Source organism: Halobacteriovorax sp. GB3 (assembly GCF_028649655.1).
Taxonomy (GTDB): Bacteria; Bdellovibrionota; Bacteriovoracia; order Bacteriovoracales; family Bacteriovoracaceae; genus BSW11-IV.
The window spans coordinates 813,487-834,900 of record NZ_JAQSLN010000001.1 but is presented as its reverse complement, the minus strand read 5'-3'; the positions used below and the strand labels follow the sequence as shown (position 1 = coordinate 834,900).

The following is a 21,414-nucleotide window of genomic DNA, read 5'->3' as shown; positions in this document are numbered from 1 at the left end:
TAGGGAGTCAGTGTTCATGGGAAAATCTTTGCGAAAATTAGCTCCTTTATCGGCACGATGGACGTGTGACTAAAGGAGCTATAATATCAAGAACTTAGAGGCGTAATAAATAAATTACAATGAGGCGGGATCAAACAACTGAAACTCATCTTCAGAGTCGTTATAATTATAAATATCACCCGTTTCGATAATATAGTGCCAACCATAAATTTTGATTTCACCTCTTTCATAACGCTCCTTGATATAGGGAAACGTCAGAAGGTTTCTCATTTGTACCAGAATGTTGACCTGCTCAGTTAGCCATTCGCGCTCTTCTTCTGAATCCCCTGTCATCAAGCGATCAACACGCCCTCGTACTTCTTTAGAAACTTCAAGCCATCTTCTTACGTGAGGCACCTCATCAAGTGATTCAACAGGAGCATTCATCGCAGCACACCCACCGCAATTAGAGTGACCACAGACAACGATATTTTCGACATTAAGTGCTTTTACGGCGTATTCAATTCCAGAAGTCGTTGATACCCATTCCTCTGTATCACGATAAGGAGGTACGATATTAGCAACATTCCTAATGATGAACAGTTCACCTGGAAAGGTATTTGTGATCATACTTGGCACAACTCGTGAATCGGCACAACCGATAAAAAGAGTGTGCGGCTCTTGCTTTCTTCCAAGTTTTTTAAAAAGCTCTTTATGCTTTTCAAAATCTTGTTTCTTAAACTTCATAATCCCTTTAAAAAGTTTATCCATGATTTTTCCCTTTTTTTTGCCCATCATAAACAACTCTCATAAAATCTAGCAAAACTCACTGCACAAAAGAGCTAAAGTCTTTGCCTACCCCGCTCTCTCTATGTTTTAATATTCGCGAGTAATAATTCAATCATTTAAGGAGCTCTCATGCCAGTAGCATCGTACGAACAGTACTGCCAAATGCTCGATAAAGCGGCCAACGAAGGATACGCTTATCCAGCAATTAATGTCACTTCAACATCAACAGCTAACGCTGCCTTGAAGGCCTTTAGCGACATGAAGTCAGATGGAATCATTCAAGTTTCAACTGGCGGAGGATCATTTGCCTCTGGTAGCGCTGTAAAAGATGAAGTTCTTGGTGCTATATCTATTGCCCAACACGTTCACCTTATGGCCGAGAAATATGATGTTTGCATTGCCCTTCATACTGACCACTGCCACCCAGAAAAAGTAGAAAGTTTCCTTATTCCTCTGATCGAAGAAACAGAAAAAAGAAGAGAAAAGGGTCTCCCTAATCTTTTCAATTCACATATGTTTGATGGTTCAGTTCTTCCTACAGAAGAAAATATCAAAATGAGTAAAGAACTTCTTGAGAGATGTGCAAAAAGTGAAATCATTCTTGAAATCGAAACTGGTGTTGTTGGTGGAGAAGAAGATGGCGTTAACAATGAAGATGCCCCTGCTGATAAACTCTATACAACAAAAGAAGAGATGGTAGAAGTAGCAAAAGTTCTTCGCCCAATTGGAAAATTTATGTATGCGGCAACTTTTGGAAATGTTCACGGAGTTTACAAGCCTGGTAATGTTAAGCTTCGCCCAGAAATTCTAAAAGATGGACAAGATGCCGTTGAAAAAGAATTCGGTAAAGAGGCCAGACACTATCTAGTTTTCCACGGTGGCTCTGGAAGTGAACTAAGTGAGATCCATGAAACTCTTGGTTATGGTGTAATCAAAATGAATATTGATACAGATACTCAATATGCTTACTCGAGGGCCGTTGTTGATCATATGTTTAAAAACTACGATGCTATGCTAAAAATCGAAGGTGAAGTTGGAAATAAAAAATTCTACGATCCTAGAGCATGGATGAAACAAGGTGAAGAGTCGATGTGTGATCGAATCAAACAAGCTTGTTCTGATCTAAAATCAAATGGAAAATCAATCCTAGCTTAAATACTCTTGAATACCGCTCTAAGGAGCGGTATTCTATTTCTATGAAAATCTTAATTCTAATCTCACTTTTCATTAGTCACTCACTGGCCTTTGAATCTGTTCCAAAAGAAAAACTCGACTATTATCAAAAGGCCTTCAAAAAAATCACCTATACAAAATCCCACACTATTGCTGATCCCATTAGTGAAGAGCCAATCAATACGAAAGTACTCAGTGCCTATGACAATTCGAAAAGGCTTCTAGGATTTATTCGAGAAATCAATACAACCACAGGCTGTAAAAGTGCTTGCCTTCCCGTTGTCTTCACTCTTTTTTATAAAGCAGATAAATCCTATCTTCAGCTACAATCAAAAGAAGGATTAACAAAGAAAAACCATGCTCCTTTTAGTTTTGAAGACTATCAAAGGCTGGAATTACTCGTTCTCATGAATCCTCCTATTTTCAAAGGAATAAAGAACCCACGCGACATGGTTGATGCTCTCAGTGGAGCAACAAAACTTGAATATCGTGACTATGTTGTGAAAGAAGCGGCTTACTCTACTCTTAGAATAAGCCTTTATAATCAACAAACGATTAAAGAATTGAGAAAAATAAAGCTGAATTAAAAAATATCGGCCATGCGCTCAAGGATGGCCGCATGAGTATTACGAAGAAGGATTGGATCATTAAATGAGAAGTTCTCTTTTTTCGAGATCGACTTTTCACTTTTGTAATCAAACTGGGGATAATCCCAATTAATTTGGCCATAGCACTGGACTTCACTATCGCTGACAATTTTTGTTCCAAGTAAGAGCTTCACCTTTAAGTCTTTTGACTTAGCTCCAGGATAGATCTTACAAAGCTCAATGAGTCCCTTTTTGAGTTCTTCATTGTTCCACTTGAGAGCAACGAGAATATCTTCTTCAAATGATTCAACCCAAAGATCACCTTTAGCATCACTTTTACATTTAATATCTTTACAAGATGCAGTTTCAAGATAGCGATAAGCAAAGTTCTCGAGATTAAAAATAAGAAGAGACTCAAGCCCTCCTTCACTTCTAAGCATCTCTACATTCTTGTCGTGCATTCTTTTTTCTAATTCTTCTTTTGAAAACTCTTCACTCACAAGCTGCTCCTATTTATACTTATCCATGATAAAGCCAATAAACTCATCATCCTTGACCATTTCCTGCATTGTTTTTGTGATCGCATCTACAGAGATTTGGCCTTCATAATGACGATAGATATCCATGATATCAAATTTATCATGATTAACAATCGCTTCAATCACTTTAATCCAATTGGCATCAGTAATTCCAAAGTAAGACACAATATCATCTACGTTTTCATGTTCACTATCAAAGAGAACTTCGTCCACTTCAGATTCATATTCCACAAGAACACGCTGGGCCTGACCATCAACGTATTCATAGCCATAATTGATTTCAGGATCGTAATGATTAGGTTTAACCTCTCGAAGAATAATGATATCGACAAGGGCCTCATCAAGGGCAAAATCCTGTGGATTAAGTCCCAATGTTGCGACATAATAAGCAATGTCAAAGCGGTGGACTCTATTTCTCCCTGTTATTTTCTTAATCGTACTTCCTAAAAGAGCATAATTTTCAGAAGGAGTATTAAGAACAAATGTCTCTTCAAAGAGATGAACAAAATGCTCTTGAAGAAGCTCTAAAACATACTTTCTAGATGTAGCTCTAGAGAAATAACCCCTATTTTCAGGCGTAATAACAGCATTTAAAAGTCGATTAATTGTGTAATACTTAACTTCAAATCCTACGATTTCTTCAAGCACAGACTTTGCACTAGACCAGTTCGCAGACAGATTCTCGTGCTTATTTGGGAGACGAAGTTCTTCTAGTCTCTTTAAGAATTGATCTTTAACCTGATCAATGACAACCTGGTTTTTGATTCGAACATTATTCTTATGAACAACTGGCGCTACCTCAAGAAGTAGTGATGTAAAAGCACTATTGCTCATCTTATGGCCAACGTAGAGATTTAACTGTTTTCGAATTTCTTTTAGTTCTTCTAATCGAATCTGATCCTCTTTATATTGCTCAAGAAGCTCATTAAGTTTTTGCTTGATGAGCTCTCTTTTTTCAAAACGTCCAAACGCCACATAGTGACCTCGATTAGCTCCAACAGCTTCTAAAAGAATCGAAACTCTACTTTCCAAAGAAAAGTCCTTTAAATAATTCGCCGTTAATTCACGCCCTCGCAAGTAGCTCTCGTGCAGAGATCGACTAGTAAGAAGTTCTTGATCAAGTGCTAGGGCCTTACGAAACTCCTCTATTTGCAAAGATTTAAAACTATTTAAAACAAATTTTTCTCGAACCGCAGGGGCATACTTGTAGAGAAAGCTATAAAACTCATCTTTGGGAAGAGTCTCTTTTTCTAAAAATTTCGAAACCAGAGCAGAGCCTTTGTGAACACGCTCTTCAAATGAATCATACTTTTTACTCACTTCAACAAGTGACTTAATTAGATGACCTCTTTTTTCACTCACCATCGCTTTATGGCGATCATAATAATTGGGAAAGGCCTCTTTAAAGAGGACTCTAAAGCTGTAATCAGAAAAGTCTTTAAGTACTTCTTTGTCATAAATGGGAATTAGAAGATTCTTTATCTTATCTAAATCTTTACTAAAATAAAATTGAAACAATTGAGAGTTCTCTTTTAACAAGGAGATTGCCTCTTCCTTTTTCGCTTGCATATAACGAGCAATAGTAATAATTGAATCTTTTGAAGAGACGGCCTTTTTCATCGCCTTAATAACAACACGATCTGATGGACGAACTCCAAATCGCTTTTTATAAAGACTAGAGACAGCTTTTCTTTGTTCAAAAAGCGATAAGTTCTCATTTCCTATAATAGTAGAAACATCATAGAGAAAGGCCGAATATTCACTATAATTTTTAACTCCGCTATACTTATTTCCTAGAAAAAGAGCGACTTCATCCTGACCACCGGACAACCGATCGATTTTTCTAAAAAAGGAAGCTTGTGATAACTCAATACCCAAAACTTCAGCAATGATAGGTTTTGCTCGATTCCAATTACGACTAATAGTCCATCTCGATGGAACCATCTCTTTATCTAACCTTTCATAAAGCTTAACTGCAACTTCATGATTAAATGTGAACGACTGATCAAGAATACCTTGAACATACTCTCCATAATCTGGAATATACTTTTTAACTAGATGGAAGAAAGCTTCAACCGATAAAGTTCCATGGTATCGTTCATTCAATATTTGATGAAATTCTTTAGAGCGATAAATTTTGTTCAAGCTATCAGCTTCTCTTGATACAATATAAACATCGAGAAAACTTTTTAAGTCTTTTTCACTAAATTGGCTTAATTGATGCTCATACAACTGAGTGATTAACTTTGAATTTTGAACATAACTGTAAAAATCGAGAGTATCGACCTCTAAGGCGTATCGATCTTTGAATATCTTATCAATTTCTTTGGCATTCTCTTTAATATAGTTTTGATCTAAGAAAATATGTTGTTCGAATAATTTCGTAGCAATTGACCTTAAAAATGTTGAAGAATACTTCTCGTAATTTCTTGTCGTTGTATCGTAGAAACGTTTTTTAAATGAATCAAATCCACCATGTAATTCAATATAATCAGCAATGTCTTCCCTTGAGATCTCATTTTTAAAAATTCGATCAAACTCTTTTTGATTCAGATTAAGAACTGTATTTTGAGTCAGATAGTGACCAGCATCTTGTAGTGAAGTGAGGAATTCGTAAATTTTTTCTTTTGAAATATAAGAGAGAGAATCTAATCGCTCTAACTTTGAAAGGCACTCTTTCCAGTTCTTCGACAGCGTAATATCTAAAGCATTACGTCGAAATGACTTTCCAGAAAAGTAGTCACTCGTGTGTTTTTTAACAATACGATCAACAATTTGATTATTTTCTTTTTGAATTTTTGTCGCATTTTGAACAAAATTAAAAACTTCGCTCTTTTTTAAATCTCTATAAATCTGCAATACTTTTGAACGATCCCAAAAGACTCCATTACTTAATTTCACATCAACTGGAGAAGATAAGTGACCAAACTTTATAAGAACATCCTTCCAACTTTGAAGATCATATTTCTTCATGACATAGAGATGAAATGTATTGGAGGAATATTCAACGCCTAAAGCTTCACTCAATTTACGATTTAGCTCTTGATCATACTGTCTTACAGCTGTCGCCTGGTAAAACCCCTCATGTAAACTCAGCTCTAATAATCGCAGACCCTTTGCAATCTGTTGGTAATTAAGATCATTTTTATCTGAGACATGCCTTTCTTTTAATCCAAAATAAGTAAGCATCTCTTTGACATTATTAGTGCCACTGAAGGCCTTCATTTTTCTTTTGAGATTATCAAGCGTTAATGTTCTATTAAAAAGAGTTTCTAGTGTTTTTAAATAAAATTTTTCATCCTCTTTCGACATACTTTTAGAGGAGCGAAAAAGAATATCAACTTTTTCATTATCATTTAAGTACTTAACTAAAGAAATGATTTTATCTTCACTCCAAAAATCGAATGAGGTCGTCTTAATTGAAGAATCAATATTAAATTTCTTAGTGGCCTCTTCCCATTTTGTTGTTTTGGCATCTTTTAAAATACGATTAACAAGCATTCGTCTAGTGAATTTCGAAGAAGGAAATAATTCATTTAAAATTTTGTCGACTTTTGGCAACTCTCCACGCTCAAGATTTCTTCTCTTTTCAAAGGCCAGTGGTTCAATTTTAATAATTTCTTTAATAACTTCTTCAAGATGAACTGAAGTAAGCTCTTTAGCATTGAACGTTTTGGCCAGATCAAAACAACGAGTCTTTTGAGCAAAGGAGTGTACAGTAGTAAATAACAGCAGAGTGAGTAGCATTTTCATAGACTTCTATCTTATTAAAATTCTAAGAATTAGAGAGGTCGAAGTGAAGAAATTACAGCGGTGTCAAAGAAATGGATGATATGTTTAAGTCACTGAAAAAAGGGGTCCGAAGACCCCTTAATATAAATCTATTTAGTCGCAAGCGTCTTCGAAACAATTTCAAAAACGTTTTTAGAAAGATCTGACTTAGAAGAGATACGCTCTAATTCAACTTTACAAAGCCCCTTTAGGTTCTCAGGTAGACGTGAGTAGTCTTTGAAAAGTGTCGCAAAACGTGATGCAATTTGTGGGTTTTGCTTATCAAGTTCTAAAATTTTATCAGCGAAATACTTATATCCTCTTCCCGACTCATGGTTGAATTGGAGATAATTTCTTCCAAACATAGCAACAAGTGAGCGCACAATATTTGGAACAGTTTTATCGTATTTCTCATCATTCTCAAGAACAGACAGTAGATCATAGGCCTTGTCTGATGGAATCGTTGCCTGTACGGCTAACCACTTTTGAAACACAAGAGTTTGATCTTTCCACTTAGCATAGAATGAACTCAGAGCTTCATCAGTGTACTTTGTATCGTTGTGAGCAAGAAGAGTAAGCATTGTTAACTCATCTGTCATATTTGTTGCTTCATCATACTCTTTCTTTACGATTTCAACGATATCATCAGTTCCAATTTCCATTAGAAGTGACAGGACTTTCCCTTTAAGAGCTCTCTGTCCCATAGCTTCTGGTGTAATTGAAAATTCAGTAGCACCACTTTTTTGCTCGTAAGTAAACTCAAGCTGAGTTCTATATTCTGTTGCAAGTGTACATCTAACAAAATTAATGGCCGCATCAGTTGCCGCGTAATCAATTGTCGATTGTCTTTGGTGAATTGAACCCGCCTCAGGAAGTGAAAGGGCCAGCGCCTTAAACATATCATCAAGATTTTCATCTTTTAATAACTCGCCATAGGCCTTAACAAAGACAGGATCACAAACAAGTTGCTCACCCTTTTTCTTAGATTCTACAAGATCACATAGAATTTGAGTTGCAAGCTCTTGTCCTGCCTCATATCGATTAAAGTCATCTGAATCATTGGCAAGTAGGAAAGCGAGATCTTCTCTCGTATTTTCAGTCTCAAGAACAATTGGTGCAGAGAAGTTTCTATTTAAAGAAGGTGTTGGTTTTGAATCAACATTAACAAATGTAAAACTCTCTTCTTCTTTTGTAAGAAGAAGCAGTCCTTCAGAAAGTCTAGTCTGTGAAGAGTTGTTTTTAAGTTCTAGTTTAAGATCTTTTCCATTTTCCCCTAGAAGTCCTAGCTTCATAGGAATAAGCATTGCTTTTTTATCTTCTTGACCAGGAGTATTAGGAACTGATTGCTTAAATGTAATAGTAAATTCTTTATTTGCTTCATCGTAATTGAAAAGAGCTTTAACAACAGGAGTTCCCGCTTGGTCATACCAAAGTTTAAATTGAGAGAAGTCATAATTATTGTTAGCAACACTCATTGAATGGAGGAAGTCCTCTGTTGTAACGGCTTGTCCATCGAAGAGTTCAAAATACTTATCCATCCCCTTTCTAAAACCATCACGCCCAAGAAGAGTTTCATACATACGGATAACCTCTGCACCTTTTTCATAAATAGTTGCAGTGTAGAAGTTATTAATTTCAATATAAGACTTAGGCTTAATTGGGTGAGCATTTGGACCTGCGTCTTCAGAGAACTGAGCAGCTCTTAGTCTTTTAACGTTATCGATTCTATCGACGACACGAGAGTTCATGTCGGCCGAAAACTCTTGATCACGATAGACAGTTAGACCTTCCTTAAGAGTCAGTTGGAACCAATCACGACAAGTAACACGGTTTCCTGTCCAGTTGTGAAAGTATTCATGTCCTATAACTGATTCAATGCCGTAGAAGTCTTTATCTGTTGCAGAAGCTTGGTCAGCAAGAACATAAGCAGAGTTAAAGATATTGAGACCTTTATTTTCCATCGCTCCCATATTGAATGAATCAACGGCAACGATCATATAAATATCAAGATCATACTCTAAACCAAAGCGATCCTCATCCCACTTCATAGACTTTTTAAGACTTTCCATGGCGTGGTCACATTTACCTTCGTTTCCTTTATCAACGTAGACGCGAAGATCAATCTTTCTTCCCGATCCTGTTGTGTAAGAGTCTTGAACGAGGGCAAGATCTCCAGCAACGAGTGCGTAAAGGTAACAAGGTTTGAAAAATGGGTCTTCCCATACAGCAAAATGTTTACCGTTCTCCAGATCACCCTCTTCAAGTGGATTACCATTTGAAAGAAGAACTGGATATTCGGCCTTATCTGCAATCATTTTCGTTGTGAATTTAGCTAAGTTATCTGGGCGATCAAGGAAATAAGTAATTCTTCTAAATCCTTGCGCTTCGTTTTGTGTACAGAAAATACCTCCTGACTTGTAAAGACCATCAAGGGCCTTATTTGCTTCAGGGTTAATTTCAACATCTGTTTCTAACGTAAATTCTGTTGTCGGTAGATTTTCTAATATAAGAGTATCGTTTTCCTCTTTGTAGCTTGAAAAGCTTTCACCATTTACTTTTACAGATTCAAGTTTTAGCTCTTCACCATCAAGAATAAGAGGAGGTTGAACATCTCCTTCATAAGAAGGAATAACTTTCATTACGGCCTTAACTTTTGTGGCCGTATTATCGAGATCAAACGTTAAATAAACATCAACAATTTTGTAATCCAGAGTTTTATAGTCGCTTAATAAAACTTCATTCGGAGTATTACCTTTCATCACTTTCTCCAGTTTTGTTTTTTTCGTCACTAATTCTGGCCATCCTATCCCAATTACGCTCTTTTTGTCAGTAATTTCGGGTATATTTACCAAAATACTTGAACCTTTTTTCCCTACACTTGTCTTGTTTAAGAAGCATTGTAAGATTAAAATCAACATAAACTCTTTTGATTTTGGGGCCTTGCGTGAGTGATGCGAACAAGAAACATTACTTTACAACAATAAAAATTGACGAAGCTGATAGCTTTTTCAAAAGGGCCGTAGAAGAAAAGAAAATTGTTTCCCTATGGTTGAAAGGCCAAAGTCAGGATGATGTAGAAGAGTACGATCTCATTTCTTATAACGATAGTGATCACACTTTAATTATTGAAAAAAGAGGTGGATTTCTCTCAAAGTTAACAGGCTCAGACCTCCTCTACAAAGAGATCTTTTTTCGTATAAACTTTGAAACCATTAACATCTTTTCCTACTCAACACTTAAAAAAACGGAAGATGGAAAACTCATTATTCGAGTCATGAATGATGTTTATAAAAGTCAAAAAAGATCGAACTACAGACTACAGGCCAATCGCCATATAAAGATTCAATTAAAAATTAATGGTCAAGTCTACGATGCTCTAGATATCTCTGCTGGTGGTACTAGCTTCATGATCGATGACGTTGAAAAAGAAACCTATTCAAAACAGTCAGTTCATACCAATTGTCGCTTGAGACTCAATCGTTATCAATTTGATATACCTCAATGTAAAGTTATGGGTGTTTGGGAAGGAACTCATCCCGATGGAACACTCACTGGAAAAATCAAACTTGGAATCGCTTTTATCGATCTTCCTGAAAGAATAGAAGAAGACCTCTTTCGCGAAATCAATGGTGAAGCAAGAGCTGAAGAAATTAGAAAAAAGCTTGAAAGCTAAAAGTTCTTGCAACTCGAATACACCTCTCCTTTAGAAAGAGCATTCTTTGCTTTTTCTACATTCATGATATTTTTGAAAGCAGCTTCATTGGCCATAAAGAACTCATAGGCCTTCTTTCTTGGAAGAGAAAAAAGAACTTCCAAAACGGAAGAAGCAAGTTCAGGATACATTGATAAAACCATCTCAAACTCTTCTTTCATGGTCTTAGAGCAAGAGACAAAGGATGTTTTCACATAAGAAGATACGAGATTTTTATTCTTAGATTGAATAATTCTTTCTCCCTGCAAGGCCATCCATTCCTTTCGATACTTCGATAAATGAATGAGTGCCATCTCAAGATAGCTTGCATCTTTAGAGACATAGATAGACTCCTGCATCTTGTCGAGTACATCAGGGTGATTTGGAAGAAAGCGACCCAGATAAGTTAAAACCAATTCACTATAGCGACCTGATGAAAGAGATAGTAATTCTTTGATCGAGCGCTTCTTTCTTTTACTTTCAAAAGCACTTTTAAATAAACTTGCATAGAAGTGAACTTTTAAAAGTTCAGACATTTTTTCACTTGTTTCAATTTTGTCTAACTGCATTTCATTCCAAGAGGAAACGATCTTGCCAAGAGATTTTAAAAGAGCAATTTTCTCCATCTCATCATCTGATGAACTACTCGCTTTCCACAAGTTTAAAAAGAGATCTTTAAATTCTTGTTGATCATAGTAATGTCCCATAAATTCAAGGGCATGATAGCGCGGTGTTGATTTTAAAGAGGAATAATGACTAAGCATCCACTTTGCTGCCTGCTGATTTCTCTTTTGCGCCAGTCTGAAAAAAGCACCATAGAATTGCATTTCCTGAGGCCTTGTTAAGGACGCTAAATCACTCGAAACAACTGCATTATTTAGCAGCTGCTCAGGATCAGCAGGAGCCTTTAAACGAGGGGCAATATTAATAAAAAGAAGGCCTAAGCCTCCCAAAACAAAGAAGATTCCTGAAATTAATTTGCCATGCTTTTGCAGCATCACTACACCTTTTATTTAAGACTAATGAAAGATTTCACTCCATTGTTAAAGCATTGACACTTATCAGTCAAAGTTGTAGTTAAATACACTGCACAATTCATGCAACTATTTATAAAGACGAGATACATATTATGACTAGACCTTTCGTTGGCGTGGGAACACGTACCGTTGAAAAAGCCCAAATGCTTAAAGACAATAACCTCTATCCTTTCTTTCGTTCGATTGAAGACTCAGAGGGAACGATTGTTCAGATTGATGGTAAAGATCAGATTATGATCGGATCAAATAACTACCTCGGTCTAACTCACCACCCACATGTTAAAGAGCAAGCAATCAAGGCCATTGAAAAGTATGGAACAGGTTGTACTGGTTCACGTTTTCTAAATGGAAACCTCAACATTCACGAGGAACTTGAAGAGAAGCTCGCAAAGTATCTAGGACATGAGAAGGCCCTCGTTTTCTCTACAGGTATGCAGACAAACCTTGGTGCCCTTTCGGCAATTTGTGGGCCAAGAGATTGCATGCTCTTTGATTCAGAGAACCATGCTTCTATTATTGATGCCTCTAGACTCGCTCTAGGTGCTACGTTCAAATACAAGCACAACAATATGGAAGACCTTGAAGAACAACTCGCTTCAAATGTTAACCGCTTTCAAAAAGTTATCATTGTTGCCGATGGCGTTTTCTCAATGACAGGTGATATCGCTAAACTTGATGAGATGTGTGCACTAGCTGAAAAGTATGGTGCTTATGTTTATGTTGATGATGCACATGGTATCGGTGTCATGGGTGATCGTGGACGTGGGACAATGGATCACTTTGGAGTAACTGACAAAGTTGACTTCAACATGGGTACATTCTCTAAATCATTTGCTTCAATTGGTGGAGTTGTTTCTGGTTCAGACGAAGCGATGGAGTATGTTAAATATAACGCACGCTCATTCATGTTCTCAGCATCAATGGCGCCAGCAGCAGTTGCAACTGTTTCTGCTTGTCTAGATGTTATTCTTTCAGATGATACAATTCATACGAAGCTATGGAAAAATGTTGAATTCATGAGAAAGGGATTCAAAGAAATTGGTTTCTATACATATGATTCACATACTCCAATCATTCCAGTCTTTATTGGTGATGATTTAAAATCAATGCAAGTAACTCGTTTTCTTGCTGATAATGGTATTTTTGCAACTCCAGTTATCCCACCAGCGGTACCAAAAGGAGAAGCTCTAATTAGAACTTCTTACATGGCCACACACAACGAAGAAGAACTTTCAAAAGTTCTTGAAGTGTTTGCTGTAGCAAAGAAAGAATTCGAAATACCATCTTGTATGCAATAAGCTTTTAAAAGGGGATGTCATGAGCTTGGCCATTAGAGAAGTTGATCTTTTTAATAACAAAAAAGAACTTAAGGCCTTCGTCGACATTCCCTGGACAATTTATAAAAATGACCCAAACTGGGTTGCTCCTTTAAAAATGGCCGTCAAAGAGCTTTTCACTAAAAAACACCCCTTCTATCAAACAGGCTCACTTAAGTCTTGGATCGTTTCTAAAAACGGTAAAGATGTCGGAAGAATTTGTTCTATCGTCAATGATGCTCACAATAAATACCATGAGGAAAATGTAGGCTTCTTCGGCTTTATCGAAGCTCCTAATGATAACGAAATTTGGGACCTCCTTATTGAAACAGCTGAAAAAGACCTAAAGTCTCAGGGCCTACTTGAAATGAGAGGACCACTTAACCCTTCGACAAATTACGAAGGAGCCACTCTTATTGATGGCTTTGATGGACCTCCCGTACTTATGATGTCTTACAACAAAGAATATTATCAAGAGCAGCTTGAAAGAAGAGGCTATGGAAAATCAAAAGATCTCCTCGCCTACATCTATGATCTCGATAGTGAACTTCCTGAAGTCATTCATAAAATTGCAGATCGTGCTGTAGCGAAAAACAAGATCACTTTTAGAACCCTCGACAAGAAGAATTGGGCGCGAGAAGTTGATCTTATGTTTGACCTTTACAATAAGGCCTGGGAGAAGAACTGGGGCTTTGTCCCTATGACAAGGGCCGAATTTGATCACATGGCCAAAGATCTAAAAATGCTTGTTAAAGAAGACCTGATTATGTTTACTGAGGTTGATGGTAAGGCCGCTGGTTTTCTTGTAGGTCTCCCCGATCTCTTTCAAGCACTACACAAAAACCCATCTGGAAAACTTTTTCCTACAGGAATTTTTAAACTCCTCTTTTCAGATCGCTATATAACAAGAGTAAGAGTTCTTTTAATGGGAGTCCTTCCTGAATATAGAAGATATGGCCTAGAAACTCTCCTTTATAGAGAAACAAAGAGAAATCTCAATCAGAACTACCCACAAGTAAAGCAAGTTGAGATGAGTTGGATACTTGAAGACAATCTTCCAATGAATAAACCTCTTCAAAGAATGGGCGCCGTTCCTTATAGAACGTACCGTATCTTTGGAAAAGAGCTCTAGATGAAAGTCTTTGTTACAGGTGCAACAGGCTTTGTCGGAAGTCACCTTGTAGAACAACTTCAAGATCAAGGTCATGAAGTTTTCTCACTCGTTCGCACGCAGAAAAAAGCACAAGAATTCAACACTCCAGGAACCCTCATTCAAGGTTCATTGAGTAGTGAAGGTGAAAACTCATGGATCAACGAACTTCCAAGTGACCTCGATGCCGTGATTCACACGGCCGGAATTGTTCATAGTCTTGATACAGATGTTTTTTATAAAATTAATACTGAAGCAACAAAGCAGTTAGCTCTCGATCTCATGATCCGTTTTGAAAAGCTAAGATTTATTTTTATCTCTTCTCTCGCGGCCGCTGGACCAAGTGATCAAAGAGATCACCTAAAAGAAAAAGATGAGGCAAGTCCAGTTAGCGACTATGGTCGATCGAAACTGAAAGCAGAAATCTGGCTCAAAGAAAATTTAAAGAATCGTTTTGAACTAGCAACAATTAGACCTCCCATGGTAATAGGCCCAAGAGATCCTGCCGTTTTAGATGTTTTTAAAATGGTAAAATCTAAAGTCGTTCTCGTTCCTGGAATAAGTGGAAACGAGAAGAGATATAGTTTTGTTTGCGTCTTTGATCTGGTTGAAACAATCTTGAAAACTCTTACGAAAAATGAACTCAGCTTTGCTGATACTTACTATAGCTCATACCCTACAGTTATTACTATGGGTGAACTAACACAAAAGATTCAAGATGCACTTGGTATAAAAAGACTACTTTATATTAAGGCACCAAATCCTTTAATTAAGTTCATCGCAACTCTCATTGGCCTCTTTAAAATTGATGCCAGACTGACTCCAGACAAAGTTAATGAGATTCTTCCTATGAGCTGGACATGCAATCAGGAAAAGTCTGTGAAAAACTTAGAACAAGTTTATCAATACGATCTTGAAAAAACTGTTCACGAAACTCTTAAGGACTACCGTCAGAGGGATTGGCTTTAAGCATCGACTTGCAAATCGTATACTTCATTTCCTCTCGAGCCTTATCTGTACGAACACCTTTGAAGGCCATTTTAATAACCTTATCTCGATCAATTAAATAGGTAGCCGGCGTTGCCATTTTCATGAAGACTTTCTTTTGACCAAAGCGATGAATGATTTCACATTCTTCATCACTGGCAAAAAGATAGGACATAGGATTTTGATCAAGCCATGCTCTAAGATTCTCACTCGATTCAGCTGAAATAATTAAGATAGTCGCCTTATTATTAAAACTCTCCTGCCACTTTCTAATTTTTTTCAAATGGTTGGCACAAAAGGGACACCATGTTCCCATGATAAAATTTAAAACGACAGGTCCATGCTTGAGAGATCGAAAGAGATCAAAATCCAAATTATTGACAAGCCTAATTTGAAAGTTATCAACTGAATCACCATTTTTCATAAAAAATCCTAAAAGTTTTTTACCGATTGAATAAGAAAATCAAAAAATACACAATATAAAAAAACGGGCAGAGGTAAACCGATGAGAGTTCCAAGCGCATAATTTTTGAAACCTGTTCCACTCATAGAGAGTGTGTAATTTAGAGCAGGATTGGTTTGAAAAAGAATCCTCAGCACAGCAATAGAGAGGATGGGTCTTTGATCTAGCTTTGAAAAAACTTTATTAAAAATCTTTGAATCGATTTCTCTTAGCGTATTATGCCCTATGAGTCCGACAACAAAGTAACTAAAAAAACATGAGATAAGGGCCGCTAAAAAAGTTAAACTTCCCCCGCCTATTTTACCCAGCACAAGAATGGCCGAAAACAGAAAGACCCAGCCTGGAATATAGAGCAAGTTTGCGATACTAAAAAAGACAACGAAGAGAAAGATTGAAAGACTCAATTCTTTTTCAAATAGAGTTTTTACATTGGCAACACTGAGATAGTCATGAACGCCAAGAAGTCTGGCACCAATAAGGATCGTTATGATAAAGATAATAAGGAGAAGAATTTTTCTTTTAGCATCCATTTCCCTATCATAAAGAATCTCTATTTAGAAAACAAATATTAAAATCGATAAATCAATCGCGGTCCATAAGCACCATCATGATAACTAAGGCCAACCTCAACTTCATGTTCAAATAACCATTGATAAAAAGGATGGTTATTCTTATAACCGGCCGCTCTTCTCACTCCTTCACTTGCAAAGGCAGATAAAAAGAATGAACCGATAAGGTCAGAGACATAGTGGCGCCCTTCTCTTGCTCTTTGTAAAGAAGACCAATATGTGAGAATTAAAGGCGGTAATGACCAATATGGCCCATAGAATTGAAGTGTCTTAAAGAAGAGCGTTGCATAGGGAACAATATGACCTGATGGAAATGAATTCTTTCCACGAAAACTAGTTTCCCACTTACTTTGACCTTCCTTATTTGGTCTTTCATGGCCAGGGATATAACTAATGATTCCCGTCTCTAAAAGAGTGAGATACATGGTTGCCATGTACTCCATCGCAAATTGCTGAACATGAGTGTTGTTATTGTTTCTGCCATAGGCATAAAATGCTAGCGGAACAAGAGGAAAGTTAAAAACGATCCCAAGGTCACCAACAATATCATAAGACTTTCTAAGAGGCTTTGAGCGCTGTAAATCAGACATTCTCTGATCTTCTTCAAAAGCATACCAAGTTAAAGGAACACCGGCCGCAGCGTAGTAGAGATTATTCTTTTCTTGAAATTGTAAATAAGAACCACGAACGAAATAATTGATCGTTTTCTTTAGATCCAAAAAACTCTTTGAGTCCGCTTCTTTAGAAAATGCGCTCCCACAAAAGAGAACAACAGCTAACAACAATGCGCGCATAGTTTAACCTTTTACTGATTAGGCATTAGAATCTTTGTAATACTTGTGCTCTTCTTTTGGCCCTGTGACAGTTCTAAAAACATAATCCCAAAGTGGAGAGCTCACTCCATACTTTGCTTTTTCATGACGAAAGTGATGCTGTAGGTGCCACTTCTTTAGAAAGCGCCCTACCTTACTTGTCATTTTAAAGTGGTGAGTAGCAAAGTGAATATAGTCATAGCAAAGATAACCAATCATAAAAAATCCCATAAAAGCATCGAGGTACTTTATGGGAACAATAAGACTAAACATCAAATATAAAAGACCTGAAATTAGCAAAGCCGGAACTGGTGGCATAACCAATCTTGTTGGATCATTAGGATCATCATGGTGTAGTCCATGAAAGAGAAAAACAAAACGATCTGAAATTGGCCCAATCACTGGAAAGTGAAACATAAAACGGTGAAGAAGATACTCCATCAATGTCCAAACTAGCATACCAATAAAAAAAAGGGCGACAAACTCATTTGTATTCATTCCATAAAGAGCATGACCTCGATAGAGAAGATAAGAAATAATCGGCGTCCACATAACAAGAGGAATGATTGGATGAACATGAGACATCGCCTCAAGAATCGGGTTTTTAAATAATCGAATGGAATTATATTTTTTGCTCATAACTAGCACCTAGACGTCTTTTTTATTGCGTCAAGTTACAATAATTTTCCGCGTTCGTAAATGTTCAGAATCAGAGAAAATAAACTATGAAAAATTGATCATAATAGGATACAGTCGGCCCATGAAAAAACTCATTTTAACAAGCCTTTTTCTCTCATTTTACGCCTTTGCCAGTGATGCTCCAATGAAGCTTGATACTAGTGAACTTAAGATGTTGAGAGATAATCATCAAGTAATTAAAGAATTAAAATCGCCCAAGGGGGCATGGCCTGTCGTTAGGCTCTATCAAGTCATAGATGCCTCGCCTCTTGAGGCCACGGCTATTTTCTTTGCCTTGGACTACCAAAAAGACTACGTACCAAACCTCGTTCGCTCTGATATTGCAAAAGTAGTTTCACCTACAGAGGTGTGGGTTGAATATGAAATGGACATGCCATGGCCACTTTCAAACTCAGTTTATTTACACGGCCACAAGCTAAAAAAGAAAGCAAAAGATCACTATAGAATTGATTGGTGGATGGAGAGCTCAAATACAACAGAGCTTGTCAAAGGACATGCAGAATTTCTCCCCTTTGATCAAGGGAAGACTTTGATGCTTTATCAAAACTATGTCATTCCAAAATCAATTCTTGCGAGCTTCATCAAAGGAACAATGATAAAGGATGTACAAAAATCTCTATCAGCAATTAAAGATCATATCGTTTATTGTAAAAATAAGAAAAAGGAGCTTTTAAAAAAATATAAAGGCTTCATTCTCGATTCTTTAAATGGAAAATCAGTCTACACTCTAAACAAAAGAAAATAAGACGCAAGCTGTTAATGTTGACTAAGTTTCCACTTTCAGTTGGTTACAAATACCGGACTAACTGGCTCAACTCAGTGTTAGAAAAGTTAAGAAAAACTACCTTTAATTAAATTTAAGGTTACTCTAGAATGGATTTTACAGAGACACGAGATTGATAAGTATCGACGTTTGACAAGAGGATTTGGAGAGCGTCGATTTTTTTTGCTCAAAATTTAAGAAGAAAATAAAAAGGCTCCCAATGGGAGCCTTTTTTTATGCGAACTTTACAACACAGTAGTTTTTCTTTCCCTTTCGAAGGATCAGAGAAGTCTCACTGGCGAGATCTTCTTTTGTCACCACTTGATCAACACCTTTTGCCTTGATGTTATTGATGCTTACACCATTTTGATCAAGAGAGCGTCTCGCTTCCTTTTTAGAGCCAAAAAGAGGTGTTTGCGAGATCATATCAAGAATTGGAAATCCAGCGCTTAAATCGGCCATAGAAAGCTCGACAGAAGGTACATCTTCAAAGATTGAAGAGACTTCTTTATCCGATACATTTTCAATTTTCTCACCAAAGAAGAAGCTTGTTGCGCGAAGAGCTGCATTAAGGCCCTCTTCACCATGAACGAGTTCAACAACGTGCTTGGCGAGAGTTTTCTGCGCTTGGCGAAGATGAGGCTCGGACTCAACTTTATTAGCAAGCTCAGTAATCTGCTCAAGTGAGAGAAATGTATAAAACTTTAGAAGCTGAACAACAATGGCATCATCAGTATTAAGTAGAAATTGATACATTTTATAAGGAGATGTCATATCACCATCTAGGTAGACAGCATTTCCTTCAGACTTACCAAACTTCTTTCCATTGGCATCAGTAACAAGTGGAGTTGTCATGCAGTAAACTTGGTTCCCATTCATTTTACGAGTGAGATCCGTTCCTGCTGTCATATTCCCCCATTGATCAGAACCACCAATTTGAAGTTCTACGCCATGGGCCTTATTTAAGTGAGCAAAGTCATAACCTTGAAGAATTTGATAAGAGAACTCTGTAAAACTAATTCCTGAATCAGAATTAATTCTCGATTTAACAGAATCTTTATTGAGCATTTCATTCACGCGAAAGCGCTTTCCAATATCTCTTAAAAGTTCGAGAAACGAGATTTTTTGCCACCAATCACGGTTATTAACCATCGTAGCGCCATTGTTCTTCGACTCATCAAAGTCAATGAAGCGCGAAAGTTGAGCACGAATGGCAGCGATATTTTCTTCAAGAGTAGCCAGATCAAGAAGATTTCTCTCCTGACTCTTACCAGAAGGATCACCAATCATTCCCGTGGCACCACCGACAAGAATATAAGGAGTATGCCCTGCTTTTTGAAAGCGCATACAAGTAATGATTGAAAAAAGGTTTCCAAGCTGAAGTGATTTAGCAGAAGGATCATACCCACAGTAGAACTTCATCGACTTTTCATCTAAATGTTTTTCAAGCTCATCATGTGATTTTGCTTCAATAATTCCACGTTCAACTAAGTCTTTGTAAAAGCTCATTCTACTTCTCCAATCTGTCTTTAATTACTTTAACAGGACTTAAGGCCACAACACCTTTTAGATCAGGTCCATGTGCTCTTCCCGTTAAACAAACTCTAATCCCCATAAAAAGAGGCTTTCCTTTAATTTTTAATTCTTTCTTCAAGTAGTTCATCCAATTTCCAACGTCTTCTTCCGTTGCGTATTCACCTTCTACTTTTGAAAGTTCTGCTTTTAGATATTCTTTAATCTGTGGAGTCGTCTCCCAGCTCATGGCCTCTTTGTATTGCTCATCTTCATCAGCTCCAGGAACAAAGAAAAGATCGAGAAAGTCTTTTGCTTCACTGAAAAGTTGAATCTTTTCATTAATAAGAGTTGCAAACTTCTCTTTCCACTCTTGAGTTTGAGAATTAAATCTCTCATCACCAATAAAAGTCTCAAAACCTTCAACCATTTTTTCAACAGGAAGAGCTCGCAGATATTGTTCATTGTAGTAATTCAATTTTTTAATATCATACATCGCTGGAGATTTAGATAAACGTGAAAGATCAAAGCTCTCAAGGGCATTGATATCAAAAATGTCCTTTTCCTCTGGATGTGACCAACCAAGAAGAGTTAGATAGTTCACAAGGGCCTCTGGAAGATAACCAAGCTCTTTGTACTGAGTCACTGAAGTTGCTCCGTGACGCTTAGAAAGCTTCTGGCGATCTTCACCAACAAGAAGTGAACAGTGAGCAAACTCTGGAGCCTTCTCGCCCATTGCTTCGTAAATCATAAGCTGACGACAAGTATTATTTAGATGCTCTTCTGCGCGAATAACATGAGTGATTTTCATCATCGCATCATCGACAACACAGCAAAAGTTATAAACAGGCATTCCATTTGATCTAATAATGACAAAGTCACCGACCATATCAACAGGCCATGAAACATCACCACGAACGATATCTTTAATCGCCCAAGTTTTTCCAGGATTTTTAAAACGAATCACGTAGTCTTCGCCTGCTTCAATTTTCTTTTTTGCTTCTTCAAGAGAAAGATCGCGATACTTACCGTGGTATGTGTGCGGCGCTTTCTTCTCGGCCTCAGCTTTAACTGTGAGCTCTTCTAGTTCTTCTGAAGTCAAAAAGCAGTAATAGGCCTTGCCCTCTTGAATAAACTTTTCTGCGAGGTTTTTATAAATTTCTTGTCTCTCTGACTGACGATAAGGCCCATAGTCACCAGGTCTATCAGGTCCCTCATCATATTCGATGCCACACCATTTTAGATCATTCACTTGAGCTAGTTCATATTCTCTTTTAGAGCGCTCAAGGTCAGTGTCTTCGACTCTTAAAATGAACTTCCCATTATTGGCCTTAGCAAAAAGATAGCTATAAAGGGCCGTTCTCGCTCCACCGATGTGAAGGTAGCCAGTTGGTGAAGGTGCAAAACGAACTCTTACAGTCATGACAATTTCCTTTTATTTAATTTCTATTAGGCCTTCGCCTATAAATTATGATTTTGACTTCTAAGTTAAAAAATCTCTTGAGCATTATACTAAATTTCAAGAGTTTATAAACTAGGTAAACCCTAGAAACGAGGGTCACCAATATGCATTATTC

At 37.2% G+C, this 21,414-nt stretch carries 18 protein-coding genes; 7 read left to right on the top strand and 11 right to left on the bottom strand.

Annotated elements, in window-relative coordinates; translation table 11 throughout:
• Positions 1-114: 114 nt before the first annotated feature.
• Complete coding sequence (locus HBN50_RS04060; protein ID WP_273868146.1) at positions 115-750, bottom strand: carbonic anhydrase; 636 nt, start codon at positions 748-750, stop codon at positions 115-117.
• Positions 751-897: 147 nt separating this feature from the next.
• Here HBN50_RS04060 and fbaA point away from each other — a divergent pair, with 147 nt between their 5' ends.
• Positions 898-1,923, top strand: coding sequence for a class II fructose-bisphosphate aldolase (gene fbaA / locus HBN50_RS04055; protein WP_273868145.1), 1,026 nt, complete (start codon positions 898-900; stop codon positions 1,921-1,923).
• Between the two features lie 41 nt (positions 1,924-1,964).
• Positions 1,965-2,528, top strand: coding sequence for a hypothetical protein (locus HBN50_RS04050; RefSeq protein WP_273868143.1), 564 nt, complete (start codon positions 1,965-1,967; stop codon positions 2,526-2,528).
• Here the strand turns inward: HBN50_RS04050 and HBN50_RS04045 are convergent.
• The 3 genes from HBN50_RS04045 to pepN all read right to left on the bottom strand — a co-directional run bounded on the left by HBN50_RS04045 (position 2,525) and on the right by pepN (position 9,597).
• Positions 2,525-3,028, bottom strand: coding sequence for a hypothetical protein (locus HBN50_RS04045; protein ID WP_273868142.1), 504 nt, complete (start codon positions 3,026-3,028; stop codon positions 2,525-2,527). The two genes, HBN50_RS04050 and HBN50_RS04045, sit on opposite strands and share 4 nt — an antisense overlap.
• A 9-nt stretch (positions 3,029-3,037) precedes the next feature.
• Entirely contained in the window at positions 3,038-6,820 is a 3,783-nt protein-coding gene (locus HBN50_RS04040) for a hypothetical protein (RefSeq protein ID WP_273868140.1), read from the bottom strand.
• Positions 6,821-6,948: 128 nt separating this feature from the next.
• Positions 6,949-9,597: an aminopeptidase N gene (pepN, locus tag HBN50_RS04035; RefSeq protein WP_273868139.1), complete on the bottom strand. Its 2,649-nt coding sequence runs from the start codon at positions 9,595-9,597 to the stop codon at positions 6,949-6,951.
• A gap of 185 nt (positions 9,598-9,782) precedes the next feature.
• Here pepN and HBN50_RS04030 point away from each other — a divergent pair, with 185 nt between their 5' ends.
• Positions 9,783-10,511, top strand: coding sequence for a PilZ domain-containing protein (locus tag HBN50_RS04030; RefSeq protein WP_273868138.1), 729 nt, complete (start codon positions 9,783-9,785; stop codon positions 10,509-10,511).
• Here the strand turns inward: HBN50_RS04030 and HBN50_RS04025 are convergent.
• Positions 10,508-11,527: a hypothetical protein gene (locus HBN50_RS04025; protein ID WP_273868137.1), complete on the bottom strand. Its 1,020-nt coding sequence runs from the start codon at positions 11,525-11,527 to the stop codon at positions 10,508-10,510. The two genes, HBN50_RS04030 and HBN50_RS04025, sit on opposite strands and share 4 nt — an antisense overlap.
• A 131-nt stretch (positions 11,528-11,658) precedes the next feature.
• Between HBN50_RS04025 and spt the strand changes: the two genes are divergently transcribed.
• Genes spt through HBN50_RS04010 form a run of 3 tightly spaced genes read left to right on the top strand, consistent with a single transcriptional unit; the run spans position 11,659 to position 15,001 of the window.
• On the top strand, positions 11,659-12,864 hold the full coding sequence (gene spt, locus HBN50_RS04020; RefSeq protein ID WP_273868136.1) for a serine palmitoyltransferase: 1,206 nt from the start codon (positions 11,659-11,661) through the stop codon (positions 12,862-12,864).
• Between the two features lie 19 nt (positions 12,865-12,883).
• A complete protein-coding gene (locus HBN50_RS04015) occupies positions 12,884-14,014 on the top strand; it encodes a hypothetical protein (RefSeq protein ID WP_273868135.1) in 1,131 nt (376 codons plus the stop codon).
• Positions 14,015-15,001: an NAD-dependent epimerase/dehydratase family protein gene (locus HBN50_RS04010; protein ID WP_273868134.1), complete on the top strand. Its 987-nt coding sequence runs from the start codon at positions 14,015-14,017 to the stop codon at positions 14,999-15,001.
• Here the strand turns inward: HBN50_RS04010 and HBN50_RS04005 are convergent.
• From HBN50_RS04005 to HBN50_RS03990, 4 genes are read right to left on the bottom strand one after another with little or no spacing between them, the layout of a single operon-like run.
• On the bottom strand, positions 14,970-15,443 hold the full coding sequence (locus HBN50_RS04005) for a peroxiredoxin family protein (RefSeq protein WP_273868132.1): 474 nt from the start codon (positions 15,441-15,443) through the stop codon (positions 14,970-14,972). The genes HBN50_RS04010 and HBN50_RS04005 overlap by 32 nt on opposite strands.
• Positions 15,444-15,451: 8 nt before the next feature.
• Entirely contained in the window at positions 15,452-16,012 is a 561-nt protein-coding gene (locus HBN50_RS04000) for a VTT domain-containing protein (RefSeq protein WP_273868131.1), read from the bottom strand.
• Between the two features lie 38 nt (positions 16,013-16,050).
• A complete protein-coding gene (locus tag HBN50_RS03995; protein WP_273868130.1) occupies positions 16,051-16,845 on the bottom strand; it encodes a phosphatase PAP2 family protein in 795 nt (264 codons plus the stop codon).
• A gap of 18 nt (positions 16,846-16,863) precedes the next feature.
• Positions 16,864-17,502, bottom strand: coding sequence for a sterol desaturase family protein (locus HBN50_RS03990; RefSeq protein WP_273868129.1), 639 nt, complete (start codon positions 17,500-17,502; stop codon positions 16,864-16,866).
• A gap of 121 nt (positions 17,503-17,623) precedes the next feature.
• On the opposite strand from HBN50_RS03990, the gene HBN50_RS03985 reads away from it, so the two are divergent.
• Positions 17,624-18,307 (top strand): hypothetical protein, encoded by a 684-nt coding sequence (locus tag HBN50_RS03985; protein WP_273868128.1) that lies wholly within the window; start codon positions 17,624-17,626, stop codon positions 18,305-18,307.
• 252 nt (positions 18,308-18,559) lie between these two features.
• Here the strand turns inward: HBN50_RS03985 and tyrS are convergent, their stop codons facing one another.
• Both tyrS and gltX read right to left on the bottom strand, forming a co-directional pair.
• On the bottom strand, positions 18,560-19,834 hold the full coding sequence (gene tyrS / locus HBN50_RS03980; protein ID WP_273868126.1) for a tyrosine--tRNA ligase: 1,275 nt from the start codon (positions 19,832-19,834) through the stop codon (positions 18,560-18,562).
• 1 nt (position 19,835) lies between these two features.
• Complete coding sequence (gltX, locus tag HBN50_RS03975) at positions 19,836-21,260, bottom strand: glutamate--tRNA ligase (RefSeq protein ID WP_273868123.1); 1,425 nt, start codon at positions 21,258-21,260, stop codon at positions 19,836-19,838.
• Between the last annotated feature and the right edge of the window lie 154 nt (positions 21,261-21,414).

Coding starts and splice junctions, on each gene's coding strand:
- HBN50_RS04025 (WP_273868137.1), bottom strand. CDS start 11,527: ATGCTGCAAAAGCATGGCAAATTAATTTCAGGAATCTTCTTTGTTTTG.
- HBN50_RS03995 (WP_273868130.1), bottom strand. CDS start 16,845: ATGCGCGCATTGTTGTTAGCTGTTGTTCTCTTTTGTGGGAGCGCATTT.
- HBN50_RS04005 (WP_273868132.1), bottom strand. CDS start 15,443: ATGAAAAATGGTGATTCAGTTGATAACTTTCAAATTAGGCTTGTCAAT.
- HBN50_RS04040 (WP_273868140.1), bottom strand. CDS start 6,820: ATGAAAATGCTACTCACTCTGCTGTTATTTACTACTGTACACTCCTTT.
- spt (WP_273868136.1), top strand. CDS start 11,659: ATGACTAGACCTTTCGTTGGCGTGGGAACACGTACCGTTGAAAAAGCC.
- HBN50_RS04015 (WP_273868135.1), top strand. CDS start 12,884: ATGAGCTTGGCCATTAGAGAAGTTGATCTTTTTAATAACAAAAAAGAA.
- fbaA (WP_273868145.1), top strand. CDS start 898: ATGCCAGTAGCATCGTACGAACAGTACTGCCAAATGCTCGATAAAGCG.
- HBN50_RS04000 (WP_273868131.1), bottom strand. CDS start 16,012: ATGGATGCTAAAAGAAAAATTCTTCTCCTTATTATCTTTATCATAACG.
- HBN50_RS03985 (WP_273868128.1), top strand. CDS start 17,624: ATGAAAAAACTCATTTTAACAAGCCTTTTTCTCTCATTTTACGCCTTT.
- HBN50_RS04060 (WP_273868146.1), bottom strand. CDS start 750: ATGGATAAACTTTTTAAAGGGATTATGAAGTTTAAGAAACAAGATTTT.
- HBN50_RS03990 (WP_273868129.1), bottom strand. CDS start 17,502: ATGAGCAAAAAATATAATTCCATTCGATTATTTAAAAACCCGATTCTT.
- HBN50_RS04050 (WP_273868143.1), top strand. CDS start 1,965: ATGAAAATCTTAATTCTAATCTCACTTTTCATTAGTCACTCACTGGCC.
- gltX (WP_273868123.1), bottom strand. CDS start 21,260: ATGACTGTAAGAGTTCGTTTTGCACCTTCACCAACTGGCTACCTTCAC.
- HBN50_RS04010 (WP_273868134.1), top strand. CDS start 14,015: ATGAAAGTCTTTGTTACAGGTGCAACAGGCTTTGTCGGAAGTCACCTT.
- pepN (WP_273868139.1), bottom strand. CDS start 9,597: ATGAAAGGTAATACTCCGAATGAAGTTTTATTAAGCGACTATAAAACT.
- tyrS (WP_273868126.1), bottom strand. CDS start 19,834: ATGAGCTTTTACAAAGACTTAGTTGAACGTGGAATTATTGAAGCAAAA.